Genomic DNA, 23,640 nt, shown 5'->3' with positions numbered 1-23,640 from the left:
AGAGAAAAAACAAACGGGATTCCCGCTTTCGCGGGAATGACGGTGTTTTTATAGCGATATTCCCCTTTAGCGTCATCCCCGCGAAAGCGGGGATCCCGTTTTTCTTGTTGTTTTTGCGTGTCAGTTCATAGGGGGATTGGTATAACTCGTATTCACTTTCATCGCCATTGGTTTTTCTTTGATTAAGCCGTGGCAAAAAAAGAAAGGGGGACGCTTCCCTGAGCTCTGCTCTCTAAACTCTAATCTCTCTCTATTATCCCTTTTTTTCTTCTTTAGCGGGTGTTGCTGCTCCGACGCGCTCGCGCATCAAGGCAAGCAAAGCGCTGATATCGCCGCCGTTACGCTGAATAACTGAGGAATACTCTTGGCGTTGCGTGACGCTCATGCTCACGCCTTCGACCACGACGTCAAGGATTCCCATCTTGCCGTCTCTTTCGCGCACACGCCATGTGACGGTGGTGGGGGCCGAGCCATCAGGATGCGTAATATCGCTGGTGACGATAACGTCCTTGTCGCCTTCTGGAACGGAAGAACGGACTTTAAAGCCTTCGCCCGTGTACAGGGCAAAGCGGTCGGAATAGGTTTTGACAACCAAAGTTTCAAACAGATCCATGTACTCTTTTTGCTGTTCCGGCGTGGCGGTTGCCCAGCTGTTGCGGCCAAGGACGAAGCGGGCGATGGTGGGCAGGTCAAACGTCTCGCGCAGCATGTTGCGGAACTGGGTGTTGCGTTCTTCAGGAGAGGAGGCTTTGTTCGCCAAAATCGCGATGGCGCGGTCGCCAAGGGACTGAATGAACTTGGCTTGGGGGGAAAGCTCAGTCGCTGCTGCTTCGGTTGGCGCTGTTTTGGCGGCAGGTTCTTGTGCCATAGCGGACGGCATCGCCATAAAGGTGGCAACAAGGAGAAGGGCACAAAAACGCGCAAAAGAGGAAATCTTTAATACCATCGGAATCTAGCTCCATAACAAGGAAAGAATCACCAAACAGCCTAACGAGCCGCCCCCCACATATAGCGGGTGAAGGGCAAAAGAAAAAGGGGAAATTTTCCCCTTTTTCTTATTTAATAACGAGTTCTGGGTCGACGGGCTTGCCTTCTTGCCGCGCTTCAAAGTGCAGTTGGGGCGAGGAAACGCCGCCTGACGTGCCGACTGTCCCGATCATGTCGCCTTTGGCCACAACCGCATCACGGGCGACGACGAGGCGCTCAAGGTGGGCATAGGCCGTGACCCAGCCGCCCTCATGCCGGATCAGAACAAGATTGCCGAATCCCTTCATTTCATTGCCAGCATAGGCGACGATGCCGCCCTCGGCGGCCTTAACGGGCGAGCCTTTGGGCGCGGCAATGTTGATGCCGTCATTGTCGAGGCCCTTGCCCTTGGAGCCAAAGGCCGAGATGACGGTTCCGCGGACTGGCCAGCCGAAAGAGGGTGTTTTTCCCGTAAGGGCGGCAGAGGGGGCTGGCGCTGGCGCAGCCGCGATGGGAGCGGGGGAGCTTTCATTTTCAGGCGCTAAAGACGTTTCCTGCGCGATTGGTTGAGGCGTTTGGTTGTAGTTCGTGATTGGCGGTAAAGCTTTAGTGGCAGGCGGCGGTTCAGAGATCGATTCCAGCGGTATGGCGGTTACGCCAATCGTGCCTGCCAAGCCCGTTGAGGACGGAGCCATGGGGCCTTTGTCGATGTAATCCAGCGGGGCGGCCATAGGCCTAGGCGCGGCGTACTTATCTCTAGAAGAAAGCGTGAGGGTTTGCCCCATGTGCAAAGCGAAGGGCGGCTTTAGCTCATTAAGCGCGATAATATCGCGCATGTTGAGGCCCTCTTTTTGCGCGATGGCATAGATATTTTCGTTGCGTCCGACAGTATAGGTGTCGCCTGCGACAAGGCTATTTGAGTCCGGTAAGTTGTAGCTGGGCGGGCGCGAAGCCGTACAGCCCGCCAATGTGGTCGAAAGAAATAGAACGGCGATAAGGGTTGCTGGCTTCATCATATTTTTGCTGTGACCTCAATCTTTTCCATACCGCCCATATAAGGCTGAAGTGTGGCGGGAATGGCGATGGAGCCGTCCTGATTTTGGAAGTTTTCCATGATCGCGATGAGGCAGCGTCCGATGGCAAGGCCAGAGCCGTTGAGCGTATGGACGAAGGCTGTGCCTTTTTCACCCGTAGGGCGATAGCGAGCGTTCATGCGCCGCGCTTGGAAATCGCCGCAGTTCGAGCAGCTAGAGATTTCGCGGTAGGTGTTTTGTCCGGGAAGCCACGCTTCGATGTCATAGGTTTTTTGCGCCGAAAAGCCCATATCGCCCGTGCAAAGCACGATGGTGCGGAAAGGAACCTCTAGCCGTTTCAGAACCGTCTCCGCGCATTCCGTCATGCGTTCATGCTCGGCCTTTGATTGATCGGGCATCGTGATGCTGACCAACTCAACCTTATAAAACTGGTGCTGGCGCAGCATGCCGCGTGTGTCTTTACCCGCTGATCCGGCTTCCGAACGGAAGCACGGCGTGCGGGCGGTGACGCGCAGGGGTAGTTGCTCAGGCTCTAAAATGTCGCCGTTCACAAGGTTGGTGAGAGGCACTTCGGCGGTGGGGATAAGCCATAGCCCCGTGGTCGTGCGGAAAAGATCGTCCGCGAATTTGGGGAGCTGCGCCGTGCCATAGGCGATTTCATCGCGCACCATAAGGGGCGGCGAAACTTCGGTATAACCAAACTCGCCCGTGTGCAGATCCAGCATAAAGTTGCCAATCGCGCGCTCCAGCTTTGCTAAAGCGCCTGACAGGATCGTAAAGCGTGCGCCGGAAAGCTTGGCCGCATTTGTGAAGTCCATCTGTCCTAAGGCTTCGCCGAGTTCGAAATGTTGGCGCGGCGCGTTGTGGCCTGCGGGCGTGCCGACGCGGCGGATTTCCTTATTGGCGCTTTCATCTTTGCCATCAGGCGTTTCGGGCGCAGGACGGTTAGGCAGGCTTGACAGGATACCGTCCAATTGTGCGCCGATTTCTTTTTCCTGCACTTCTAATTCCGCCATGCGGTCTTTCAGGCTGGCGACTTCCTGCATCAGCCCATCGGCGTTGCCGCCTGTGCGTTTGATCTCGCCGACTTGCTTGGAAAGGTCGTTGCGTTTGGCTTGTGCTTCCTGCGTTGCGGTTTGTGCGGCGCGGCGCTCACCGTCCAGTTTCAGAATTTGAGGTGAGACGGCAGGCAGGCTCCGACGGGCAAGGGCGGCGTCAAAAGCGGCGGGGTCTTCGCGGATCCATTTAATGTCGTGCATAGGCGTGTCCTAAAATAAAAACAGGGTGTTGATTAGTGTCTTAGACTCTAACCTTACCCAAGGTTTCCTTTAGGTTCCACGGTTTTTTTCAACCCACCTCGCGCCTAGGATCGAAATCTCGTAAAGCAGCAGCATAGGCAGCGCTAAGGCGATTTGCGAAAAGACATCCGGTGGGGTCAAAACCGCCGCCGCCACAAAGATGAGGACAATGGCGAATCGGCGAAAGCTGGCCAACTTGGCAGCGCTGACAAGGCCTGCGTGGGCCAGCAAGATGAGCGCGACGGGCATCTCAAACGACAGGCCAAAGGCGAAGATGATGGTCATGGCCAGCGACAGGTATTCGCTGACCCTCGCCTCCATCTGGATGGGGAGAGAGCCTGCTCCGCCTATAACCTCAAAGCTTAGGAAAAACTTCCAAGCTACGGGAAAGACAATGTAATAGGCCATGGCGGCGCCAAGGAAAAAGAGCAACGGCGTGGCGATTAGAAAGGGCAGAAAGGCCTTTTTCTCGGACGCATAAAGGCCCGGCGCGACGTAGAGCCACACCTGTGCGGCGATCACGGGGATCGCCAGAATGAACCCGCCCCACAGCGCCAACCGAATATAGGTGATAAAGGCCTCCGTCAGCCCTGTATAGATCATGCGGTGGCCGTCGCCGCCTGTCACATCGGCCAGAGGTTTGACAAGAAAACCATAGAGTTCCTGTGCAAAAATAAAGCACACGATAAAGCCGACAAGGATGGCCAGCATGGAAAGCACAAGCCGCCGACGAAACTCTATCGCGTGCGCTAAAAGCGATGATGTTTCAGATTCGGTGGGGGGATCAATGAAGAAATCTTGGGTCATTCCGTATCCGGCGGTTTTGTTTTGTCTTCAGAGGATCGCTTGCGCTCTTGCTCTTCGGCTTCATAGCCAAGGCGTTCGATATCATGCTGGATTGCCAGAAAGACGCGCCGCGCCTTGGCTGCCCATGTCCCCAGAGCGTGCATGACTTTGGGCAAGTCTTTGGGGCCGATGGCCACAAGGGCAACCGCGCCGACGACAAGCACTTCAGGCCACGCGACATCCAGCATGGGCTTAGGCCGAGGGAGGGAGGCGCGGTTGATCGTCGTCTTTGTCGCCCTTGCCTTTGTCCTCGCCGTTCAGGCCAGCCTTAAAGCTGCGGATGCCTTTGCCCAGATCGCCCATGACGGTGGGAAGCTTGCCCGCGCCGAACACGACCAAAACGACGATAAGAACGACCAGAATATGCCAGATGCTTAGTCCCATGGGGGAACTCCTTTTCCTGAAACGAGAGGGGAACCTTACCAAACCTTTTGGCAGGCGACAATGTTAACAATTATAGGTTCTTTCATTGCTTTTTTAAGCCGTGGCCTTATTCTCGTTTGTGGATCAGCCATATGGAGCCTGAACACGATGAAAAAGCCTTGGGATAAACGCGGAGCAAGAGGGGTTCTGTTACCGCTGACGGTCGTTTTAGCGATCATAGGCAGCGGCGATCTATGGGCTGCCGTTCAGGATTCTCCCCTTTCACAGGCGGGTGGCGCCGATTTGGCTGGAAGCTGGCTTAACCTGCTATTCCATGGTGACGGCGAAACGACGGGGGGGGCTAACGCGCTCCGCGCTTTGACGGGCGCGCTGCGGGAGGCCTTGGGCATTTATGGCCTTTCCATGCTGACCATCGGCGGCTTTCTTTTGGCATGGCAAGTTGTCACCATGATCGCGGAAACGGCCCAGACGGGCGTTCCGTTGGGGCGGAGGACGAATCAGCTTTGGATGCCCGTACGCTTTATCATCGGCATGGGCCTTCTTATTCCACTCGGTGGAGGGCTTAATGTTGGGCAAAATATCATCGTTAGCGTGGCCACGCGCGGCTCGTCCTTGGCCAGCGAGGCGTGGCGCGGCGCTTTGGATCATTTAGGCGATCAATTTTCTGCGCCCTTATCTCCCCATCTTCCTGACGTTGGGCGCGTCGTTGCGACGTCGGTTGAGATGGAAATCTGTCGCGGGCTTTATCATCATGTCTATACCTCTCTTCAAACGGATCCTGTCGTTGCGGCGGCGGGGGATATGCTCGATTTGGATAAACTTCCGGCTCAAAGACTGCGGGATGAGCAATGGCACTATACGAACGCTTTTTTCCCTGAAGAGTCCCTTTGCGGCGCGTATCGCTTTGCGGCGGCGTCCGGTCAGGATGAGCTGGGCTTAAGCCGCGACAATCAAAACGCCGACACGGTGGTACAGGCGGCTCGTACCGTTGCCGAACGCTTGACGTTGCAAAGTCGCGCCGTGGCGGACAAAGTAGCCACGACATTTTTGCTGACAGGCGCTCAAGCCACCACGCCACCGGAGATGAAGGGCTATCTGGCGGGCTTTATCAAAGAGCAGACCCAACTGATTGAAGCCAAGCTGGCGCAGGTTCAAAAAGAAAGCCAAGCGGCAGAGGCGCCCTCATCGCTTGGATGGATCATGGCGGGAGCCTTTCCTTTTGATCGGGTGCGTGAGCAATTGGCGTTGGGTGAGGTTGCTGCACGGTCGTTCCCCAAAGTCAAAGCGCCGTTGCTGGGTCATTCGGTTCTGACGGAAAGCGCGTGGGTTAAGGCAGCGGGAGAGCAAACCTCGTTGCGTTCTCTTTCTGCGGGACAGCTTGATCGCTATGCGATGCTTTTTGATCGTGTGAGCGAGGCGATGAAAAAGGCGCGAGGATGGCTTTACGGGGAGCAGCTGGACGACCCTCAAACTATTTTACCGGATCAACAGGATTTGCGAGATTTGTTGAGTCCCTATACGGATTCTGAGGTGGCTCAATCGGCCTTTGGCCGTTTGATGACTATCGGGGCGACTTCGTTCGGCGTGTCGGAGTCTATCGCGGTGGGCGATGCCTATCTCAAACAGCCTTTGCAAAGACTTGCGGAAACGGGCCGCCGTTATCTGGCCTATGGCGCATGGGCGATGGGACAGTTAAGTCCCGCCTTATCTGAACCCGCGACAATCGGAACGGCACTAAGTCTGGCTTTTGTGGCGTTTCTTTTCTGGCTGGCGGGGGCTTGTTTGCTTTTTCTGGTTCCGCTCTGGCCATTCTTCCGCTTTACCATGGCGGTGGTTGCGTGGGGGCTTTCCGTTCTGGGCGCTGTTTTGTTTTTGCCTCTTGTCGCGTTGGGTCATTTGTATCCGGCGGGAGACGGCGTCGTCGGGCCTTTGGCACGGCGAGCCTATTGGATGTGGTTGGGTTTGTTCATACGGCCTTGTTTGCTCTTGCTGGCGTTTGCCGGAGGGCTGGCGTTGTTCGTGATGGGCGTCGCGTTCCTGAACGTGGTCTTCTTCGACTGGTTCTCGCCCCTTGCGGCCACATCAAGCGACATTTTCTGGTTCTTACGTGCTGGATTGGCTTTGGCCTATGCGGCGTTGGTGTTGGCGCTTTCGAATGTTGCCTTTGGCGGGGTGTTGACTTTCCCCGCCAAGCTGTTCGATTGGGTCGGCGCGCAAAGCATCATGCCGGAATCGCTTGTGATGGCGGGCGGGAGCCATGGGGCAGCGGAGAATGCCTCAACGCAGGCTCCGCACCCTATGGGGCCAGCGGGCTTTATGCAGGGCGTTCATGGCGTGTGGTCTCATATGACGGGGCATGCGGCAGCTCCAGCGTCCTCGTCTTCGGCCATGACTCCCTCAAGGTCGGGGGCTACACCCAAAGATCAGACGGCGCATTTCCCGACGCTTTTGCAAGACAAAGTGGATCACCGCGCCGAGGCTAAGGCGCAAGCGCAGGCGAAAGCCTATGCTCGCGCCGACAACCCTGCCACGGGTGGGCGGAGCGAAGCGGGCGCGTTTGCCAATGCGGCTACGGATGGCAAGGAACATAAAGCGGCGGCCATTGCGCGGCATTTGCCGGATCTTGAGGATAAAAAGAACCAAAAGCTGCCCAAAATGGAAACGCAAGTTAAGAAAAGCGAAGACAAGAAAGAGTCTGCCCCCAGCGAGTCGCCAGAGCAAATGGCACGCGCCTTGGATGAAAACGCTACGCCTTCTTCAGAGGATAAGGATTAAGTGACCAAGCCGATCCTTTTCCTTATTGGTGGGCCGACGGCATCGGGCAAGACGGCCGCCGCGCTTGAGCTGGCGCGGGCGAAGGGCGGCGTGATCATTAACGCTGATGCGATGCAGGTCTATCGCGGCTTGCCCTTGCTGACCGCGCAGCCCAGCGAGGCGGAAAAGCGCGAGATCCCGCATAAGCTGTTTGAGGCGTTTGATCCGGCTGAGCGTTCCTCAGCGGGGCGGTGGCTGACATTGGCGCGAGAGGCCCTTGTGCAGGCCGCGCATGATGGCCACGCGCCCATCGTTGTTGGCGGGACGGGTTTGTATTTTGCGGCGCTACTGGGGGGGCTGGCCATTATTCCTTCCATTCCCGATGACGTGCGGGCAGAGGTCACGGCGCTTTACGATGCCATCGGGCACGATGCGTTTCGCGCAAAGTTAGCGGAGCGTGATGAGGGAAGCGCGGCGCGGATCGCGCCCAATGATCGCCAGCGTCTTATTCGTGCCCATGAGGTTGCCGTTCATACGGGGCGCACGCTCGCGCAGTGGCAGGAGGAGGGCGCGGCGCATTCCATTGAAAAAGATTTTACGGTTCATCGGCGCGCTCTGATGCCCGACCGCGCCGCACTTTATGCCGCGTGCGATGCGCGTTTTTTGCGTATGGTTGAAGGCGGTGCTCTGAATGAGGTGAGGGCGCTGGCGGCGCAAGGGCTTGAGGCGGGCCTTCCCGCCATGAAGATTTTGGGTGTGCCGGAACTCGCCGCCCATCTGCGCGGTGAGATGTCATTGGATGAGGCTATCACTAAGGCTCAGCAAGCCACACGCAACTATGCCAAGCGGCAGATGACATGGTTTCGCAACCAGTGGAAGGCGAATTAAGGTGGCGTGGCTATCGCCCGCGCCTTAACGAGGCTGTGCTTGGATCATGGCTAGAGACTTCGTCACAATGCTTCGTAGAGGCGAAGATTCCGGAAGCTTCTGCTCTACAAGCTTCACTTTGCCTTCCACCGTCTGTGGCTCTTCTTGAGGAGACCAAAAGGTATCCGTGGGAACATCAAACCAAGAAATAAAATCAGTTTGCAAATTGTCTTCTATTGTAAAAGCTTTCTTGTACCAATCTTTCCACATACGCGTGGCACCAGCATGATGGGGGCCAACGGAATCAACAAGGGCTTCTGAGAATCTTTCGCGAAAAGGAAAGCCACCCTTAATGGCGATTGTAGAAAGCACAATAATGCCATCGGCTGTTAGCGCTTGCTCATTATCGGGAGCGTTCATGACAAGGTTTTCAAAAACAGTTGTCATGCGATGGTCGGGTTGTGGAAACTTTGGTCCTGTCCATGCGCGATAAGCAACGGACTCCAAGAAACTTTCAAAATTTCTTAAAGACAATCTGGTGGGGTTATGTTCCTCTTGTAAATCATACATAATGATCTCCAATGAAATTGTGGGAATGTGAAGGCGTAGGAATAGAACGAGCAATATCTTCTGTCAACGAAGCTTGAGGCAGAAAAGATGGTTAATAATGGTTTATGCTTAACGCGTTCTTTCTTTGTCCCCCTTTATTTCTTCTCCCTCGCCGCGGCGCGCCAGCCGATGTCGCGGCACATCTGGATTCCCGCTTTTCAGTGGGATAACAAAAAAGAGAAGTGCGTGGACTCAAACTTCAAGACATTGAGCGAGTGCGGAGAGCTTGTCGTCAATGCCACTTATCTTCTGAATATCACCTTTGTTCGCTGCGCGGAACGCTGCTGCGCCTTTGACGGTCATCTCTGCAATCTCGCAATAGGTCTTAAGGTAGTTAACCACTGCCGTGCGCGAACCCTCATCGTTGGCTTGTCCTACAACAAGGATAAGCGCCGCCTTGCCTTTCAGCTCTTCATAAAAAGGATCCGTCCTGTCAATCAGGTTTTTCAGATGCGGCGTTGTATTATCAAAATAAGTGGGGCTGCAAAAAACGATGGCGTCGGCCTCAAGCATACCCTTTTTGACGATTTGCATGTCATCGTCAAAATCCTTGTTGCCGATCTCCTCGGTCAGAGAGCCATCGCACAGCTTTATCGTGGCCGTGCTTAACAAGATGGTGCTTGTTTGATGTCCGTTCTTTTCGCAAGCCTCCAAAAGTTTGGAAAGCGCCCACTGCGAATTCCCGTTTTGTCGTGGGCTCCCGCAAATGCCGAAGATTTTCATTTTAGTTCTCCCTAGCCGCGGCGCGCCAGCCGATGTCGCGGCGGCAGAAGCCTTGTGGCCAGTCGATTGTGTCCACGGTTTCATAGGCTTTCTTTTGCGCCTCGGTGATCGTGGCGGCCCAGCCCGTGACGCCCAGAACGCGCCCGCCGTTCGCTGTTATTTCTCCCGCTTCGTTCTTCGCGGTTCCGGCGTGAAAGACGATGCCATCTTGCATCGTGCTGGAGGTCTCTAGGCCGCCTATCACGCTTCCCTTTTCATACGCCGCCGGATAACCGTTCGCGGCCATCACGACGCACAGCGCGGCGCGATCGTGCCAGTGAAGCTCTATGGCATCCAGCATCCCTTTGGCCGTCGCATAAAGCGTGGCGAGCAAATCGGATTTCAGGCGTGGCAGCATCGCTTGCGTTTCGGGATCGCCAAAGCGGCAATTGTATTCGATAAGCCTTGGCCCCGTGGTCGTGATCATCAGCCCCGCAAACAGAATGCCGGTAAAGGGCGTGCCGTTGTCTTCCATGCCTTTGACGGTGGGGAGAATAATTTCACGCATCACGCGCTCTTGCATGGTGGCGTCGATGATGGCGGCGGGAGAATAAGCGCCCATGCCGCCCGTGTTGGGGCCTTTGTCGCCGTCATATACGGCCTTATGATCTTGCGCCGAGGCGAAGTAGAGCGCGTTTTTCCCATCGCATAGCGCAAAGAAGCTGGCTTCCTCACCTGTCATAAACTCTTCGACCACGATCTCGGCTCCCGCCTCGCCGAACGCGCCGCCCGTCATCGTTTCATCGATGGCCGCGCAGGCTTCCTCAACCGTTTGCGCGAGGGTAACGCCTTTGCCCGCCGCAAGTCCGTCAGCCTTGATCACAATCGGCGCGCCTTGCGCCTTGACATAGGCTTTGGCTTTTTCAGGATCGCTAAAGCGCTCATAGGCGGCGGTGGGAATGCCGTTTTTCTTGCACAAATCCTTCATAAAGCCTTTGGACGCTTCCAGTTGCGCGGCAGCCTTGCTGGGGCCAAAGCAGACGATGCCTTCGGCGCGAAGCGCATCGGCTAGGCCAAGCGCGAGCGGGATTTCGGGGCCAATCATCACAAAGTCGATCTCGAAAGTTTTGCAGGCGTCCACAATCTCGGCGGTTTGCTCGACCTTGATGGGCAGGCAGGTGGCGATGCTTTCGATTCCGGGATTGCCGGGTGCGCAGAAAAGTTTGCTGCACATTGGTGATTGAGCAAAAGCCCAACAGAGGGCGTGTTCGCGGCCACCAGAGCCAATAACAAGGACTTTCATAGAGTTTCCCTCTCGCTTTTACCTGAATCTAACGGTACACTTTTCCCATGCCTAAAAAGACAACGCAAGCCCCTGAAGACGATCTTTTGTCCCGAACCCTTGTCGATACGCCAAGGGAAGGGCGCAATGTGCCCGAATGGACGGTTTCTGACCTATCACGCCAGCTTAAACGCATGGTTGAGGACGGCTTTGGCCATGTGCGCGTGCGCGGTGAGATTGGCGAGTGCAAGCTTCACTCCAGTGGCCATTTGTACCTGTCCCTTAAGGATGATAATGCGGTGCTGGCGGCGGTGTGTTGGAAGGGGCAGGTTGCCAAGCTTGGCCTGAAGCCTGCGACGGGCATGGATGTGGTTTGTACGGGCAAGCTCACGACGTATGCGGGGCAGTCGAAATACCAGATGAATGTCGAGAGCATGGCGCTGGCGGGCGTCGGCGCTCTTTTGAAAATGCTCGAGGAGCGGCGCGTCAAGCTGGCCGCCGAAGGCTTGTTTGATGAAAGCCGTAAGAAGAAGCTGCCGTTTCTGCCGCGTGTGATCGGCGTTGTGACATCGCCCACGGGCGCGGTGATCCGCGACATTTTGCATAGGCTAGAGGAGCGCTTTCCGCGTCCCGTGTTGGTGTGGCCCGTCCCCGTTCAAGGTGAAGGCGCGGCGGAGAAAATCGCCGCCGCCATTCGCGGCTTTAACGCGTTGGAGGAGGGCGGAGCGACGCCTCGCCCCGACGTGCTGATTGTGGCGCGGGGCGGCGGCTCGCTTGAAGATTTGATGCCGTTCAACGAAGAGGTCGTTGTTCGCGCCGTGGCGGAAAGCCGCATTCCCGTGATCTCGGCTGTCGGGCATGAAACGGATACGACGCTGGTGGACTACGCCGCCGATTTGCGTGCGCCCACGCCGACGGCGGCAGCAGAAAAGGCCGTCCCCGTTCGCGCCGAGTTGATGGAAAGCCTTGGCGCGGCGGGTTTGCGACTGCACAGCGCGATGCGCCGCGCGTTGCTCACCCGCAAGGATTCTGTGGAGCTTTTAGCGCGGGCGCTGGGCGATCCTATGCGGGCGCTGCGCCCCCTCATGCAGCGGCTTGATGAGCGTGCCGATCGTTTGACGGTAGCGTGGGGCAGTTATTACCGCCGCCTGCAGGCTCGTGTGGCCGAGGCGGGCGGGCGTTTGCGCCATCCACGTGATGTCGTTCATCTTGCCGTGCAAAGGCTGGAGGCGATAACGCAGCGGATGAACGCGCTGGCGCGTGAGCGCGTGCTGCAGGCGGAAAAGAAACTGGATCGTCTGGGCGCGATGCTAGAGGCGCTTTCACCTCGCGCCGTGTTGGGGCGTGGCTATGGCCTGATCTATGATAGTGCGGGGCGCGTGATGACGTCTATCGCCGCCCTAAAAAAGGACGACACTATCCGCATCGAGCTTCACGATGGTTCGCGCAAGGCGCGGGTTGAGGATTAGGGCTGAGGCTGACGCGGATAAGCGTTCGGTTTAAGGAACCCGTGTACGGGGGCAAGCTTTCTTAGGAGGCGTTGTTCGTCAGGAGAGTACTCTTCATAGAGATAAGTATTCGCTCTCGGATTAAGGAGGTCCTCTTTACGAAACAGAGGAACTTTTTTCCCCTCAGCAATTTTCTTATTAGCGGCGGCGAGGGCACGCTTCGCGCCATCGCGGCGATTTTGAAACGCATTTTTGGCGCGCTGCCAAAGGCTGAAACAGCTGGTCGCTCCTAGGATAACTTCACTCATAAAAAACCTCCTTGATAAAACGAGAACAGATAATACCAAACGGCGCATGAAACGACTCGTCGAGCAAGAAAACAAACGGGATTCCCGCTTACGCGGGAATGACGGGTTTTGTTTTTAAATTTATCCTTTTATCGTCATCCCCGCGAAAGCGGGGATCCAGTTTTCTTTTTTCTTTACGCGTCAGTTCACAGGCTCATTGGTATAAGAAGACACATCCTATTTTAAAGGCTTTAACAAGCGCAAGGAGAAAGAGGATGAGTTCTTTGGCGTCCTATTTGGGGACGCCTAAACGGGCATTTTTAGACCCTCAAAAACGGGAAGGCGAGTTTCATATATATCAGCATGTTAGCAAAAAAACGATCACCACAGTCGTCCGGAGCGTGGAATAGTGCCTCTCAGTCGCCTTCAGAACAAAGTTAACGCCGTAAGTCTTTGATATATAACGAAACTGACTCGAATTTTGCCCTTGCCTAACCCATTGATTTCAAACGCTTTTGACAACTTCGCCCGATTTTGGATCGCCAAACACAAAAAATCAGCCTCGTGAGAGAGAATGCCACCCAAGTTTCTCTGCCGTCCAGCGCTAAGAAGCTAGGCAGGTGATAGGGTAGGGGGATGCAATTCTGACACATTTCACGCTTATGGGTTGGGGTGCGAAGATTTTCCCCGTTTGAAGGAGGTTTACGATGAAACCCTTAAAATTCGTTTTGGGAATGATGCTTCTATCATCTCTCCTTGTTTCTCCGGCGTTTGCCAGAAATGACAGGAGTTCTTACCAACCGACGCGCATGCAAAACGTTTCTCAAAGAGACAGGGACGACAATGGTGACCGAGGAGACAATCGGCAAGAGCGCGGCGGACCTTCTGATCGTGCCATGAGATTTGAAGATCAAAAGGCTGAGCACATTCGCGTCTATATGCGGGAGCATTACCGCAACCATTGTCCGCCGGGCTTGGCCAAGAAGCATAATGGATGCCAAGCGCCGGGGCAGGCTAGAAAAACCTATGTTATTGGCGGCTACATTCCTTCGCGGCATTATGAGGTTCCCTATAATCTTCTAAACGTCATCGGCCCGCCGCCGCGTGGAACCTATTATGCGATGGTTGACAGTGATGTTCTGCTTGTATCCGAAGCCACCAAAAAGATTTTGGATGCGGTGGTCTTGCTCTCGGCTGTGCAATAGGAAGGTTTAAACCTCCGTCCATCCCAAAGCGTGTGGAAGGCGTAAGCCGTGACGTTGCGTGGATGGGCGCGACTACCGGCGCATTTTTTTGAAAATATCGGCATAGACCCTTGCGATGGGCGGCCAATCCCATGAGAGCAGCGCAAAATCGGCAATGGACTTAACCGGCTTGGCCAAAGGCAGCGGGTGGGGAAAGACTTTCAGTTTCTCATACCACACGGCGGCGGTTCGCTCGGGATTATCGGGCCACACCTCGGCAAGGTTCAGGTGCGGCGCGGCAGGGGCACAGCCTTGCGCTGTCTCCGGCGCGCATAAAACAGGCAGGCCGCAAGCCATCGCTTCTTGAATGACAAGAGGAAAGCCCTCGCCATAGCTGGGCATCAGCAAAAGATCGGCGGCTTGATACAACTCGGCTAGATTCTGCCCCTTGCGACCTTTAAACACATGGACGTTGGGCAGAAGCCATGCGGTCGGGTCGATACTGCCGTTGCCTGCCAGCCAGAAACGCCAATCGGGAAAGGAAAGAGCAAGGCGACGGATAACGTCTAGGCCTTTCTTTTCGACAAAGCGCCCGACAAAAAGCAAAACCGGCTGATCATTTTTTAAGGCAAATTGCTGACGCAAAAAACGGCGGTTTTCTGCAATAGGCGAGTGAAACAGGCGGACATCGACACCATTCGGAATGACCTTGATCGGTTTCGTGAAGGCGACGCGGCGATAGTAATCGTCGGCGACGCGGTCGCTGATAAAAATAACCTCATCGGCGTTTTTAAGAAGAGGCGCGGTGACGACTTTATCCGCAAGGCGCATAAGGCCGCGCAGCAGCAGATTGCGATAGGGGATCGGCGCGATATGCTGCGTAATCACAACGGGCTTGTGTGCCAGCTTGGCGAAAAGAAAGGCCAAGATGTTGCCGATGTAAAGCGTATCGTGCAGCCAAAGCATGTCGGCTTTTTGGACGGTGTGGCGCAGGGAACGCAGGCTCCTCCACCCCCACAGGGGCATAGGCAGGCCAAGAGCCCGCTCGATCACGTTGCACGATCTCATGGGGGTCATCGTCTGTCCCTCGATAAGAGGCGCGGGATCGCAATCGCTGGCCATCCAGATAAAATGAAAATCACCCATGCCGGAGACTTCATGGATCAGCTTTTGTGCGACTTGTTCGATGCCACCGCCATGGCCGTTATAATAGTGCGTCACAACGACAATCTCGATCGGGTTGTCCGGCGGATTGGAGGCCGTCTGTTTTTTGGGGGGGCGCGAAAGAGCGGCGGTCATGGATAAAGGTTTCCTGAAAGAGCCTGTACGGCTTCTTGTTGCTGCCGCAAAACAGCCATTGCCGAGTCTGGCCCGATAAGGTTATCGGGCGTTCCCGTGCGGATGGCGTTCGCAAAATGGCGTATAATCTCATCATTACCATAGTCTAGGCGGCCTTGCAAAAGGGCAAGGCCATTGGGTAGATGTTGCCCAAAATGTTGGCCAAAAGCGCAGGCGCTTGTGCGCAGGATTTGCAGCGCATTATGCTCGCCGTCATTGGGGAGGCGGATATAGATATCGCGGAAAATGTCCAGAATGCCGACGGCTTTTTCGCCTGTCACCATAACGTGCCATTCGCTGAGTGCGCTGTCGAATTGGCAGTCGATCGTGATGGGGATACCGCCTTCATCATGGTAGAGGAGGTTCACTAAAGAAGGCGTGTTCTCGCCTTTTTGCCCCTTAACGCCATGTGCGTGGACAAGGCTCATGCGGCCTTGCGCCAGCCCTGACAGCAGGTAAAAGAAGTGCGGGCTTTCATCATAGAAAAGGCCTAGCGGTAGGCTTTCATACCATGCGGGTAGGCGGCGTTTGGGGTTGCCCAGCTGCGTGGCTGCGATGCGGCGGAGTGTGCCAAGGCGACCAGCCGCCAGATCGCGGCGTAGTTTTTGCGCGGCGCGGCCAAACTGGAAATTATGCACGATGCAAAGAGCCTTATCGGCTTGTTTCGCGGCGGTAGCCATGGCCTCGCCCTCGGCCAGAGTCAGCGCAAAGGGTTTTTCGATTAGAACAGGCTTGCCTTTGGCGAGGGCCGTTAGAACGAGGGGCGCATGGGCAGCAGGTGGTGCAGCAATGGTCACAGCGTCTACGTGATCCAGCCATTCTACCGCGTCCAAACGATCCGTTTGTGCATAAAAAGGAAGGTTGTGTTTTTTCGCAATGGCGGCGGCCAGTCCTTCATGGTGATCAACAACGCCGACCAGCGAAAACGCGGAAGAGCGATTAAGCGCGGGCAAATGCCTGTGAAGCGCCACCCACCCTAGGCCGATGGCGGCGACGCGAAGGGGGGGGGTCATCCGATGGCCAGCTTATTCAGCCCCGTTTCAGAAGAAAGCGCGGCGGCAATGGAATCGTTATCCAATTCGCCCGTTACGCCTTTCATGGTGGCGTGGGCGCAGGCCTGATCCATCATGATAATCGATTTATCGGGGTTATTGCGGTTGCGAATATAGCGGTCTGTCAGTTTCACAATGCGGTCGATGGTGGCATCCGAAATCTTGAATTGGTAATGCGTTTCAAAATTGGGGCGCAGATAGCGCAAGATGCTGGCGGTCATGACAAGGTCGGGAACCTCCAACGTGACCTTTTGAAAGCGGCGGTCGATGGCGGGTTCTTGCTTGACGTAGTCGTCGTATTCCTCGGCCGTTGTCGCGCCGACGACGAAAAGATCGCCGTTGGTCAAATAGGGCTTCAGCAAATCGGCGATGCCGCTAAAGCTAGAGGCCTTAAAGGAAATCATCAGCTGATGAATCTCATCAATGCAGAAGATGATCGGTGGGCACTGTTTTGTAGCATTGCGTTCCGCGACCCCTTTGACAATGGGGATCAAGCGGCCTTCCAGTTCAGCGCGTGAAGAGGAACCTGCGCCGATCATGGACATTTCAAGCTCAATCACGCGTGAGCCTTGCAAAAGCTTGGGCACTTTTCCTGCGTTGATTAACTGGGCAAGGCCAACAAACAACGCTGTTTTACCGACGCCAGCGGGGCCAATCAGCATCGCGTTTTTGCGCAAGCGCTGAAGGAGGATCAGAACGACGTTTTGAAGCTCTTGATCGCGACCCGAGATGGGGTCAAAGCGTCCCGCCTTGTCCTGCGCCGTGAAATCGCGGGTGTAGCGGGCGATAAGGCCGTTCAGTTCCTCATCACTAATGGTAAAGGCGGGCGTGGTCATGGCAAGGACTCTTTTCTTTTCTCGGCGTTCAAAAAGGGAATCGGGATGCTTGGCGATTCTGTCATAAAAACCATTAAACAGCCACAGGAATCAAGGTTCTGGCCGCCAGCGCCAAAAGAGAACCTTGCTCGTACAAGGCGCGATCCTCTGGTTCATTAAGGCGGGAATTGAGCATATAGCGGTCGATATCACTTCCCCGATCAACCGTCATCATGACCTCGCTGCGCGGCGTGGTCAGTTCGGGGATGCCGACTAAACTAATGGTTTCTTTGCCGGTGAGGTTGATGTCCGCCAGAGCCATGTTGGTTTTAAGCTGAAGGGGCAAGATCCCCATGCGAATGAGATTGTGGCAAAAGGCGGGGTTGTAACTTTGGGCGATGACCACCGTGACGCCGGTAAAGCGGATGGCTTTGGCGGCCCATTCTTGGCCCGCGCCTTTTCCGAAATCAGAGCCCGCAATAATCACCATCGGTGTTTTATCAAGGCTATAGCGCTTGGCGGCCTCGCCTATGGTCATGGTAAGACCCGTGGGGCCGTGAAGGGTCATGCCAACGGGGCTGTTGTCTGGCAACATTTTATTATTAAGCGAGGGATGTTGAAAAGCTCCCACGAGCATTTTTTCAAAATGGCCTGTTGGGGCTATCGTAGATGAATTCATGCGATCAGGGCCAATCCAGCTTGCCTGCACGCCATCGCCCCACAAAGCCACAATTCGCGCATCGATAATGTTTGTTTTTTTTATCGGCTCTTTGGTGAAGCCTTGTAGCGTTGGCGGCTCCTTCAGGGTTGAGGAAAAGTCTTGCCAAGGAAAAGTGTTACCTTCCGGTGGTTGGATGGCCTGCCATGCGGCCAAGGGAAGCGGTGGAGAGGCGGGGGGCGGCTCTGTCAAGGCATGGGGTGGCATCGTTTCACAATAGGCATTGATTTTTGCAGCGCTGGGCCAAATGTCTTTAAGAGTGACGGGCTTGCCATCCGTCCCCATTCCTAAGGGTTTGGCGATAAGGTCGCTTGTTAGATTGCCAGCAAGGGCATAGGCGATGACAAGAGCGGGCGAGGCGATAAGGTTGACAGCGCTGGCTTGACGAAGAGGGGAGGCGTTCGCAAGTAACGCCTCTGTGCCAACCGTACAGGTGGTCAGGTTCTTTTCTTTGATCGCGCTAAGGATCGGAAGAGAAAGTGGCGCTTGGCTCTGGCTTTGCGCATACGCGTCATTTTGGCGAAAGCCAAAAGTGTCCAGAGCCTCTTGAAGCCCCGTTTCCCTTAGGAAAGACGCTAGGCGCGGGGGAAGGGGAGCCATAAGAGGCCGAACCCATGGCTTGATAACAAGCCCCTTTTCTTTGGCTTCACGAGCAAGGAGGGCGGCGATCACCATCTCGGTCGGATGGGGGGGGGATGATACGCTGCTTAGGGCCGCCAGTAGAATGTCCCCGTGTTTGATGGGCGCAAGAGGATCATAAGAACCGCTTGGGGGTGAAACTGTTTTGTCAAAAAAGGGAGCGACCTCGCTCAAGGGGAGAACGGTTCTTGCTGAATCGCAAAACCGGACAACGGGGCGAATGGAATCCAGATCAAGTTCGATAAAGGTGTTGAACGTGGGGTCTTGGGCGGAATCATCGCCGCCTTCACGCCACAAGCCTTGCGCGCGGGCATAGGCTTCGATCAAAGCGGTACGGTCTGGATCTTGGCCTGTCTGGTTTCGATGCGTGATAGTGGCGGCATCGATTGGGAAAAGAGTTGTCAAAACGCCTTCTTGCTGCTCGGCCATCAGCGCAATGGTGGCGCGATCAGAGAGGCTTAAATAGTCAAGGCCAGAGCCGAAGAATTCAATGACCTTACCTTCGGCTTCGCCTCGGTGAAGAAGGAGCATGATGGTAAGGGCTATGTCCGTTGTGCCTACACCTTTATGCGGTTTTCCCGTTATTTTTACGCCAATTAAGGGGGGGACGACCAGCTTCATGGGCTGGCCGAGCATAAGGCTTTCTATCTCCAGAACACCTGTGGGCCAGCCTAAAACGCCTTTGTGGCCAAGGACGGGAATGTCACGTTGTGTTCCTAGGATTGTTTCAGGAAAAACAAGATCCTCTTCCATGGCGACCCCAGCCATAATCCGAATGGTAGAGGTCAGGGAGGATAAAGTTCGTTGGGTTTCTTCGTTGCCTTGCGGCGGGGTCAGGTGGATGGCGGTTAGGTTTTTCTCGGCCCATTTAAGCAGCTTGTAGCGCTCGGTATTTTGATCGATGAGGGCGGGCTCTTGCGTGATGACAATATCCAAAGGATAGGCGGACGCAATAGGCGTTGTGGTCTCACTTTGGTTGGCGGCCAGTGTGCCCGCCAAGCTGGCTATATCGGCAAGCGCTGAAACCCCTTCGTCATCATCCATCGCAAGACGGGAGGGGTGAAAAACAATCTTGGGTTGGCTTTTTTGCAAGGCATGCAAGGCGGTCAAAGAACGAATATCGTCGATCGTGACATGAAGGGTATCCTCATGGCGCAAAAGGTTTTCAAGCAGGATAAGGAAGAAACGGGGAAGATGGGAAAGACTGCCAAGGGTATTTTCAGCGGCTTTCAGATTATAATAGCCATAGGTTTTCTCGCCGACGCGCAAGGTGTCATAGCTGTGAAGCGTATTTAGGCTTGAGGACATAGGGGGAAAGCCTTGTAGAAAAGTCCTTAGGACTTTGGTTGGGGATAGGCGGGCGACTATTTTTTAAAGGAGTCGATTCATTAACCGACTTTCCCTTTCGGATAGGATAGACTATTTTTACGATGATTCTCCAACCGTTTTATTTGTTTTCCATGGCCTTTGTTCGTTCGGTTCTTTTTTTAGCGGTTTTGTTGCTGTCTGTGGCCTTGTCCTCTGCGGCGCAGGCTGCCTTTTTGTTTTGCAACCAGACGGGCGTTGCGATTGAGGCTGCTTTCGGTCATCGGGAAGAAAACATCTGGATTTCCGAAGGCTGGTGGCAGATCCAACCGGGACAATGCTCACGCGTGTATAATAAGCCTTTGTCGCAAAGGTTTTATTTTTACTATGCGCATGCTTTGGCGGCGCCATCCAAAAACGGGAAAGAGCCTATGGTTTGGGCGGGGAAATACTCCTTTTGCGCGGATACCAAGGCCTTTCGAGCCGAAGGGGACGACTGCGCCGCCCAGCACTATCAAACAAAAGGCTTCCAAGAGGTCGATGTCGGGGTTCGCCAAAAGGATTATACCTTGACCTTTCGGGGAGAGGATGGTCAGTAAGGCGCTGTTTATTATGATATGGCCGACCCAGTATAAAGTGATTCAAAAAAATGGGATGCTAGCCTGCGCTGGCATGACGGGGTTTGTGTTTTGGTTTAGCCCTCTACCGTCATCCCCGCGAAGGCGGGGATCCCATTTGTTTTCTTTCTTATGATCACTTTATTTTGGATAGGCTATATGGCGCAAATTCTTGGGAAGTAAAAGATGGCTCTTCAATCCGAAATGACATCAGGAATACGCGCTGTTACGGTCGCTTGGTTGCGTGTGGCTGGTTTTTGGCTTTTAGTTTTTATGACAATCCCCCTTCTTCTGGTCTTGCGCGCCACGCGTAGTCCCAAGGAAAAGGCGATACCTATCCTCTTTCACCGTCTGCTCGTTCGGCTTTTAGGTTTTAAAGTCCGCGTGCGGGGCGACATGGAGCGGCGGAAGGGCGAGGCGCCGATTTTGTTCGTTTCTAATCATTCCTCCTATTTGGACATTCCTGTCTTGGGGTCGGTTATTCCGGCCAGCTTTGTGGCCAAAGCCGAAGTGGCAGGCTGGCCGTTTATTGGCATGATGGCGCGGCTCCAGAAAACGGCGTTTGTTGAGCGCCGTTCGATAAGAGCGGCTAGCCAGCGCGATGGCCTGCGCGAAGAAATGGAAAGCGGTAAAAGCCTGATCCTGTTTCCCGAAGGCACGTCCTCGGACGGCATGCGCACGCTACCTTTTAAAAGCAGTCTGCTCAGCATTGTTGAAAAACCGCTTCAGGATGGGACGTTTATCGCGGTGCAGCCTGTAAGCGTTTTGTGCACGGAAATGGGCGGCTTCCCCATTGGGCGGTCGTGGCGGCCCTATTATGCGTGGTTTGGCGATATGACTCTCGTCAAGCATGTTTGGGATGTGTTCAAGATTGGTGATTTTACGGTGGACGTGATCTTTCATCCGGCAGTAACCGTTCAGGCTTTTGGTAACCGCAAGTTGCTTGCCGAGTATTGCGAGCGCATTATTGCCAAAGGCGTGGATCAATGTGTAACTGGACGGTTTGAGGATTCGGGACTTTTTCCTCTCCCATCGGTGGAGAGGGAAAACAAGCAAGAAAAAGAAAACGGAGTGGCTTGTTAACCTAAACTTGAAAAGGCTTAGTTTTCAAGCGGCAGGGCGTGGTGTTTTGGGCTATGTTTTTGACAGGCTTTTTGATAATAATAAACAATGTCGATGATTAACGGGGAGAGATTAATATGATAAAAAGAAATTATGCCGATGAAGTGTTTTCCGCGATTGAGGCCTATGGTCAGAAAAAGATAAGTTTGGCAGATATGCGAACCTATCTTGAGCGAGTTACTAAATTAGTGCCAGAGGTGATGGTTCAGTCGGCCCCTGCATATCAGAATGCACAGCCTTTTTTAGCGGCGCTAATACATGGTGACGCTGATCTCTATAAGCTTGTCAAAGAGTTTGGTGGAAAGGTTACTAGTCCTGATGGTAGGATACACGTGCCTAGTGAACCTCAAGGAATGAGTCCGTTTGAAGCGGCTATAACTCACGGAAATTTTGGATTGGCAGCGCATATTGCTTATTATGAAAAGCTGAACTGTGGAAATAGTTTGTCAAAAGCTCTTTCTACTCTTGCTCTCTAGCGTGTTTGTGCGTATGCGGTGGTACAAGTGATTTGATGGATGCCATGCGCAAGAAACTTTTTATCAAAACGTGGGGCTGCCAGATGAACGTCTATGACTCGGCGCGAATGGCCGATGTCTTGGCGCCCCTTGGCTATGACCGCACCGAGGATCAAACGCAGGCCGACCTGATCGTTTTGAACACCTGTCATATCCGTGAAAAAGCCAGCGAGAAACTGTTTTCAGAATTGGGCCGCCTTCGCGCCGTTCAAAAAGCGCGCGAGACGCAAGGCGTCAAGGTTATGATTGTCGTTGCGGGTTGTGTGGCGCAGGCGGCGGGGGAAGAGATTTCTCGTCGTGCGCCTTATGTCGGGTTGGTGGTGGGGCCGCAAGCCTATCACCATTTGCCGGAAATGTTGGCGCGTGCGGAGCAGGGGCGGGGCGCGTGCGTTTTGGATACGGATTTTCCGGCTGAATCCAAGTTTGATTTTTTGCCGCAAGAGCAAGCCAACCAAAAGGGCATCAGCGCCTTTCTTGCGATTCAAGAGGGCTGCGACCGTTTTTGCAGTTATTGCGTTGTGCCCTATACGCGCGGGTTGGAATACTCGCGGCCCTTGGCGGCGATTGTGGATGAGGCGCGGGTTCTGGTGGATGGTGGCGCGAGGGAAATCACGCTGCTGGGGCAAAATGTCAACGCGTATCACGATGAAACTAGCGGCAAGCGCCTTGCCGACGTGATCGAAAAGCTTGCTGCGCTGGATGGCCTTTTGCGTATCCGCTATACGACCTCGCACCCGTTGGATATGGATGATGCGCTGATCGCTGCTCACCGCGATATCCCTAAGCTCATGCCGTTTTTACATCTGCCGGTGCAAAGCGGATCGGACAAAATCTTGGCGGCCATGAACCGCAAGCATAAGGCTGATGATTATCGCCGCGTGGTTGAAAAACTGAAAATCGCGCAGCCGAAACTTGCGCTGTCTTCCGATTTTATTGTTGGCTTTCCTGATGAAACCGAAGCTGATTTTGAAGCCACCTTGCAGATTGTGCGCGACGTGACCTATGCGCAGGCTTTTTCGTTCAAGTACAGCCGCCGCGCCGGAACGCCAGCCGCCGTCATGCCCACACAAGTCCCTGAAGAAATCAAGGAGGAGCGCCTTGCGCGGCTTCAAGCCCTTTTGCGGCAGCAGCAAACGGACTTTAACAAAGCCTGCGTAGGACAAACGATGAGTGTGCTGGTCGAAAACCCAAGTCGCCATGAGGGTTTTATGTTTGGCCGCTCGGCCTATATGCAGGCTGTGCGCTTAAAAGGCGATGCGGCGATGGTTGGCACAGAGCACACCGTCACAATCACGCGCGGCGATCCCAATAGTTTGACGGCAGCCTAAACGTCTTCGGGAATGTCGATAGAGGGCGCGCCGCCGTCTGCATAGCGGACGGCGTCCGACCAACAGCGCTCTAGCGTGCGAAGGGTTGTGTACGTGGCCTCGATAGCGGAGGTGTTGTCTTCTGTCATCAGGGGCTGCGCCCATTGCAGCTCTAGCGCCGCGAGCTTGGCCAAAACGGCCTCGCCTTTAGGGGTTGTTTTCAATTGTGCGGAGCGCCTGTCACGGGTTGAGGCTTGCCGCTCGACATAGCCGCCTTCAATCAGGTTCTTAAGGTTGTAAGACGCGTTGGAGCCAAGGTAATAACCGCGCTCGATCAAATCGCGTACCGAGATGGTCTCGGCCCCGATACTGCCCAGCATCATAACCTGTACGGGGCTGATGTCCCGTACGCCCACGCGACCCAGCTCCAGCCTCACCACATCCAGAAAACGGCGATGCATCCGCTCGATCTGGCGGGGGAGTTCCTGCATCAGGTGGGCTGTTTTGCTTTCATTTTCCGTCATAAGGCCGAAGTTTAGGGGCAAAGAGGA

23 protein-coding genes are annotated in these 23,640 nt (G+C 54.8%); 8 read left to right on the top strand and 15 right to left on the bottom strand.

The genetic code is table 11. From position 1 onward, the window contains the following. Positions 1-253: 253 nt before the first annotated feature. The 6 genes from WC612_05720 to tatA all read right to left on the bottom strand — a co-directional run bounded on the left by WC612_05720 (position 254) and on the right by tatA (position 4,528). On the bottom strand, positions 254-946 hold the full coding sequence (locus tag WC612_05720) for an ABC transporter substrate-binding protein (protein ID MFA6280271.1): 693 nt from the start codon (positions 944-946) through the stop codon (positions 254-256). Positions 947-1,055: 109 nt separating this feature from the next. Continuing rightward, the gene (locus WC612_05715; protein MFA6280270.1) at positions 1,056-1,982 is read right to left on the bottom strand and encodes a M23 family metallopeptidase; all 927 of its coding nucleotides are present in this window, start codon (positions 1,980-1,982) and stop codon (positions 1,056-1,058) included. After that, complete coding sequence (gene serS, locus WC612_05710) at positions 1,979-3,259, bottom strand: serine--tRNA ligase (GenBank protein MFA6280269.1); 1,281 nt, start codon at positions 3,257-3,259, stop codon at positions 1,979-1,981. Before serS ends, WC612_05715 begins: the two co-directional genes overlap by 4 nt. Before the next feature lie 69 nt (positions 3,260-3,328). Next, on the bottom strand, positions 3,329-4,105 hold the full coding sequence (gene tatC / locus WC612_05705) for a twin-arginine translocase subunit TatC (protein MFA6280268.1): 777 nt from the start codon (positions 4,103-4,105) through the stop codon (positions 3,329-3,331). Then, positions 4,102-4,332, bottom strand: coding sequence for a twin-arginine translocase TatA/TatE family subunit (locus WC612_05700; protein ID MFA6280267.1), 231 nt, complete (start codon positions 4,330-4,332; stop codon positions 4,102-4,104). The genes tatC and WC612_05700 overlap by 4 nt, the downstream gene beginning before the upstream one ends. Before the next feature lie 4 nt (positions 4,333-4,336). Continuing rightward, the gene (tatA, locus tag WC612_05695; GenBank protein MFA6280266.1) at positions 4,337-4,528 is read right to left on the bottom strand and encodes a twin-arginine translocase TatA/TatE family subunit; all 192 of its coding nucleotides are present in this window, start codon (positions 4,526-4,528) and stop codon (positions 4,337-4,339) included. A gap of 147 nt (positions 4,529-4,675) precedes the next feature. Between tatA and WC612_05690 the strand changes: the two genes are divergently transcribed. Beyond that, entirely contained in the window at positions 4,676-7,303 is a 2,628-nt protein-coding gene (locus WC612_05690) for a DotA/TraY family protein (protein MFA6280265.1), read from the top strand. Next, on the top strand, positions 7,304-8,170 hold the full coding sequence (gene miaA, locus WC612_05685) for a tRNA (adenosine(37)-N6)-dimethylallyltransferase MiaA (protein ID MFA6280264.1): 867 nt from the start codon (positions 7,304-7,306) through the stop codon (positions 8,168-8,170). Between the two features lie 24 nt (positions 8,171-8,194). Here the strand turns inward: miaA and WC612_05680 are convergent, their stop codons facing one another. The 3 genes from WC612_05680 to purD all read right to left on the bottom strand — a co-directional run bounded on the left by WC612_05680 (position 8,195) and on the right by purD (position 10,763). After that, positions 8,195-8,719, bottom strand: a complete 525-nt coding sequence (locus WC612_05680) for a hypothetical protein (protein ID MFA6280263.1) — start codon at positions 8,717-8,719, stop codon at positions 8,195-8,197. A 231-nt stretch (positions 8,720-8,950) separates the two neighbouring features. Then, the gene (locus WC612_05675; protein MFA6280262.1) at positions 8,951-9,481 is read right to left on the bottom strand and encodes a flavodoxin family protein; all 531 of its coding nucleotides are present in this window, start codon (positions 9,479-9,481) and stop codon (positions 8,951-8,953) included. Between the two features lies 1 nt (position 9,482). Next, the gene (gene purD / locus WC612_05670; GenBank protein ID MFA6280261.1) at positions 9,483-10,763 is read right to left on the bottom strand and encodes a phosphoribosylamine--glycine ligase; all 1,281 of its coding nucleotides are present in this window, start codon (positions 10,761-10,763) and stop codon (positions 9,483-9,485) included. A 47-nt stretch (positions 10,764-10,810) separates the two neighbouring features. Between purD and xseA the strand changes: the two genes are divergently transcribed. After that, positions 10,811-12,211, top strand: coding sequence for an exodeoxyribonuclease VII large subunit (xseA, locus tag WC612_05665; GenBank protein ID MFA6280260.1), 1,401 nt, complete (start codon positions 10,811-10,813; stop codon positions 12,209-12,211). On the opposite strand, the gene WC612_05660 is transcribed toward xseA, so the two are convergent. Then, on the bottom strand, positions 12,208-12,498 hold the full coding sequence (locus WC612_05660) for a hypothetical protein (GenBank protein MFA6280259.1): 291 nt from the start codon (positions 12,496-12,498) through the stop codon (positions 12,208-12,210). The genes xseA and WC612_05660 overlap by 4 nt on opposite strands. 686 nt (positions 12,499-13,184) lie before the next feature. Between WC612_05660 and WC612_05655 the strand changes: the two genes are divergently transcribed. Continuing rightward, positions 13,185-13,682 carry a hypothetical protein gene (locus WC612_05655; GenBank protein MFA6280258.1) on the top strand — a complete coding sequence of 166 codons (498 nt, stop codon included), beginning with the start codon at positions 13,185-13,187 and terminating at the stop codon, positions 13,680-13,682. 72 nt (positions 13,683-13,754) lie between these two features. Here WC612_05655 and WC612_05650 read toward each other — a convergent pair whose 3' ends face one another. The 4 genes from WC612_05650 to WC612_05635 all read right to left on the bottom strand — a co-directional run bounded on the left by WC612_05650 (position 13,755) and on the right by WC612_05635 (position 19,531). After that, entirely contained in the window at positions 13,755-14,960 is a 1,206-nt protein-coding gene (locus WC612_05650) for a glycosyltransferase family 4 protein (protein MFA6280257.1), read from the bottom strand. Continuing rightward, positions 14,957-16,012 (bottom strand): Gfo/Idh/MocA family oxidoreductase, encoded by a 1,056-nt coding sequence (locus WC612_05645; GenBank protein MFA6280256.1) that lies wholly within the window; start codon positions 16,010-16,012, stop codon positions 14,957-14,959. The genes WC612_05650 and WC612_05645 overlap by 4 nt, the downstream gene beginning before the upstream one ends. Continuing rightward, positions 16,009-16,887, bottom strand: coding sequence for an AAA family ATPase (locus tag WC612_05640; protein ID MFA6280255.1), 879 nt, complete (start codon positions 16,885-16,887; stop codon positions 16,009-16,011). Before WC612_05640 ends, WC612_05645 begins: the two co-directional genes overlap by 4 nt. 73 nt (positions 16,888-16,960) lie before the next feature. Next, positions 16,961-19,531 carry an aconitase family protein gene (locus WC612_05635; GenBank protein ID MFA6280254.1) on the bottom strand — a complete coding sequence of 857 codons (2,571 nt, stop codon included), beginning with the start codon at positions 19,529-19,531 and terminating at the stop codon, positions 16,961-16,963. Between the two features lie 122 nt (positions 19,532-19,653). Between WC612_05635 and WC612_05630 the strand changes: the two genes are divergently transcribed. From WC612_05630 to miaB, 4 genes are all read left to right on the top strand, one after another. Next, a complete protein-coding gene (locus WC612_05630; protein ID MFA6280253.1) occupies positions 19,654-20,127 on the top strand; it encodes a DUF1036 domain-containing protein in 474 nt (157 codons plus the stop codon). Positions 20,128-20,331: 204 nt separating this feature from the next. Continuing rightward, on the top strand, positions 20,332-21,228 hold the full coding sequence (locus tag WC612_05625; protein ID MFA6280252.1) for a lysophospholipid acyltransferase family protein: 897 nt from the start codon (positions 20,332-20,334) through the stop codon (positions 21,226-21,228). 116 nt (positions 21,229-21,344) lie between these two features. Beyond that, on the top strand, positions 21,345-21,743 hold the full coding sequence (locus WC612_05620) for a hypothetical protein (protein MFA6280251.1): 399 nt from the start codon (positions 21,345-21,347) through the stop codon (positions 21,741-21,743). 44 nt (positions 21,744-21,787) lie between these two features. Continuing rightward, complete coding sequence (gene miaB / locus WC612_05615; GenBank protein MFA6280250.1) at positions 21,788-23,110, top strand: tRNA (N6-isopentenyl adenosine(37)-C2)-methylthiotransferase MiaB; 1,323 nt, start codon at positions 21,788-21,790, stop codon at positions 23,108-23,110. Here miaB and WC612_05610 read toward each other — a convergent pair. Beyond that, positions 23,107-23,613 (bottom strand): MarR family transcriptional regulator, encoded by a 507-nt coding sequence (locus WC612_05610; GenBank protein MFA6280249.1) that lies wholly within the window; start codon positions 23,611-23,613, stop codon positions 23,107-23,109. The two genes, miaB and WC612_05610, sit on opposite strands and share 4 nt — an antisense overlap. Between the last annotated feature and the right edge of the window lie 27 nt (positions 23,614-23,640).

This window comes from Bdellovibrionales bacterium (assembly GCA_041662785.1).
GTDB lineage: Bacteria > Pseudomonadota > Alphaproteobacteria > UBA9219 > UBA9219 > UBA8914.
Note: the sequence above shows the minus strand (reverse complement) of the source record. Positions and strands in the feature narration are given on the sequence as shown.

What these genes read in the sequence shown, in the direction of transcription:
- WC612_05635 (MFA6280254.1), bottom strand. Translation starts at nt 19,531, where the DNA reads ATGTCCTCAAGCCTAAATACGCTTCACAGCTATGACACCTTGCGCGTC.
- xseA (MFA6280260.1), top strand. Translation starts at nt 10,811, where the DNA reads ATGCCTAAAAAGACAACGCAAGCCCCTGAAGACGATCTTTTGTCCCGA.
- WC612_05715 (MFA6280270.1), bottom strand. Translation starts at nt 1,982, where the DNA reads ATGATGAAGCCAGCAACCCTTATCGCCGTTCTATTTCTTTCGACCACA.
- purD (MFA6280261.1), bottom strand. Translation starts at nt 10,763, where the DNA reads ATGAAAGTCCTTGTTATTGGCTCTGGTGGCCGCGAACACGCCCTCTGT.
- WC612_05660 (MFA6280259.1), bottom strand. Translation starts at nt 12,498, where the DNA reads ATGAGTGAAGTTATCCTAGGAGCGACCAGCTGTTTCAGCCTTTGGCAG.
- WC612_05620 (MFA6280251.1), top strand. Translation starts at nt 21,345, where the DNA reads ATGATAAAAAGAAATTATGCCGATGAAGTGTTTTCCGCGATTGAGGCC.
- WC612_05680 (MFA6280263.1), bottom strand. Translation starts at nt 8,719, where the DNA reads ATGTATGATTTACAAGAGGAACATAACCCCACCAGATTGTCTTTAAGA.
- WC612_05675 (MFA6280262.1), bottom strand. Translation starts at nt 9,481, where the DNA reads ATGAAAATCTTCGGCATTTGCGGGAGCCCACGACAAAACGGGAATTCG.
- WC612_05700 (MFA6280267.1), bottom strand. Translation starts at nt 4,332, where the DNA reads ATGCTGGATGTCGCGTGGCCTGAAGTGCTTGTCGTCGGCGCGGTTGCC.
- WC612_05650 (MFA6280257.1), bottom strand. Translation starts at nt 14,960, where the DNA reads ATGACCGCCGCTCTTTCGCGCCCCCCCAAAAAACAGACGGCCTCCAAT.
- WC612_05630 (MFA6280253.1), top strand. Translation starts at nt 19,654, where the DNA reads ATGATTCTCCAACCGTTTTATTTGTTTTCCATGGCCTTTGTTCGTTCG.
- tatA (MFA6280266.1), bottom strand. Translation starts at nt 4,528, where the DNA reads ATGGGACTAAGCATCTGGCATATTCTGGTCGTTCTTATCGTCGTTTTG.
- WC612_05640 (MFA6280255.1), bottom strand. Translation starts at nt 16,887, where the DNA reads ATGACCACGCCCGCCTTTACCATTAGTGATGAGGAACTGAACGGCCTT.
- WC612_05645 (MFA6280256.1), bottom strand. Translation starts at nt 16,012, where the DNA reads ATGACCCCCCCCCTTCGCGTCGCCGCCATCGGCCTAGGGTGGGTGGCG.
- WC612_05720 (MFA6280271.1), bottom strand. Translation starts at nt 946, where the DNA reads ATGGTATTAAAGATTTCCTCTTTTGCGCGTTTTTGTGCCCTTCTCCTT.
- serS (MFA6280269.1), bottom strand. Translation starts at nt 3,259, where the DNA reads ATGCACGACATTAAATGGATCCGCGAAGACCCCGCCGCTTTTGACGCC.
- miaB (MFA6280250.1), top strand. Translation starts at nt 21,788, where the DNA reads ATGCGCAAGAAACTTTTTATCAAAACGTGGGGCTGCCAGATGAACGTC.
- tatC (MFA6280268.1), bottom strand. Translation starts at nt 4,105, where the DNA reads ATGACCCAAGATTTCTTCATTGATCCCCCCACCGAATCTGAAACATCA.
- WC612_05690 (MFA6280265.1), top strand. Translation starts at nt 4,676, where the DNA reads ATGAAAAAGCCTTGGGATAAACGCGGAGCAAGAGGGGTTCTGTTACCG.
- WC612_05625 (MFA6280252.1), top strand. Translation starts at nt 20,332, where the DNA reads ATGGCTCTTCAATCCGAAATGACATCAGGAATACGCGCTGTTACGGTC.
- WC612_05610 (MFA6280249.1), bottom strand. Translation starts at nt 23,613, where the DNA reads ATGACGGAAAATGAAAGCAAAACAGCCCACCTGATGCAGGAACTCCCC.
- WC612_05655 (MFA6280258.1), top strand. Translation starts at nt 13,185, where the DNA reads ATGAAACCCTTAAAATTCGTTTTGGGAATGATGCTTCTATCATCTCTC.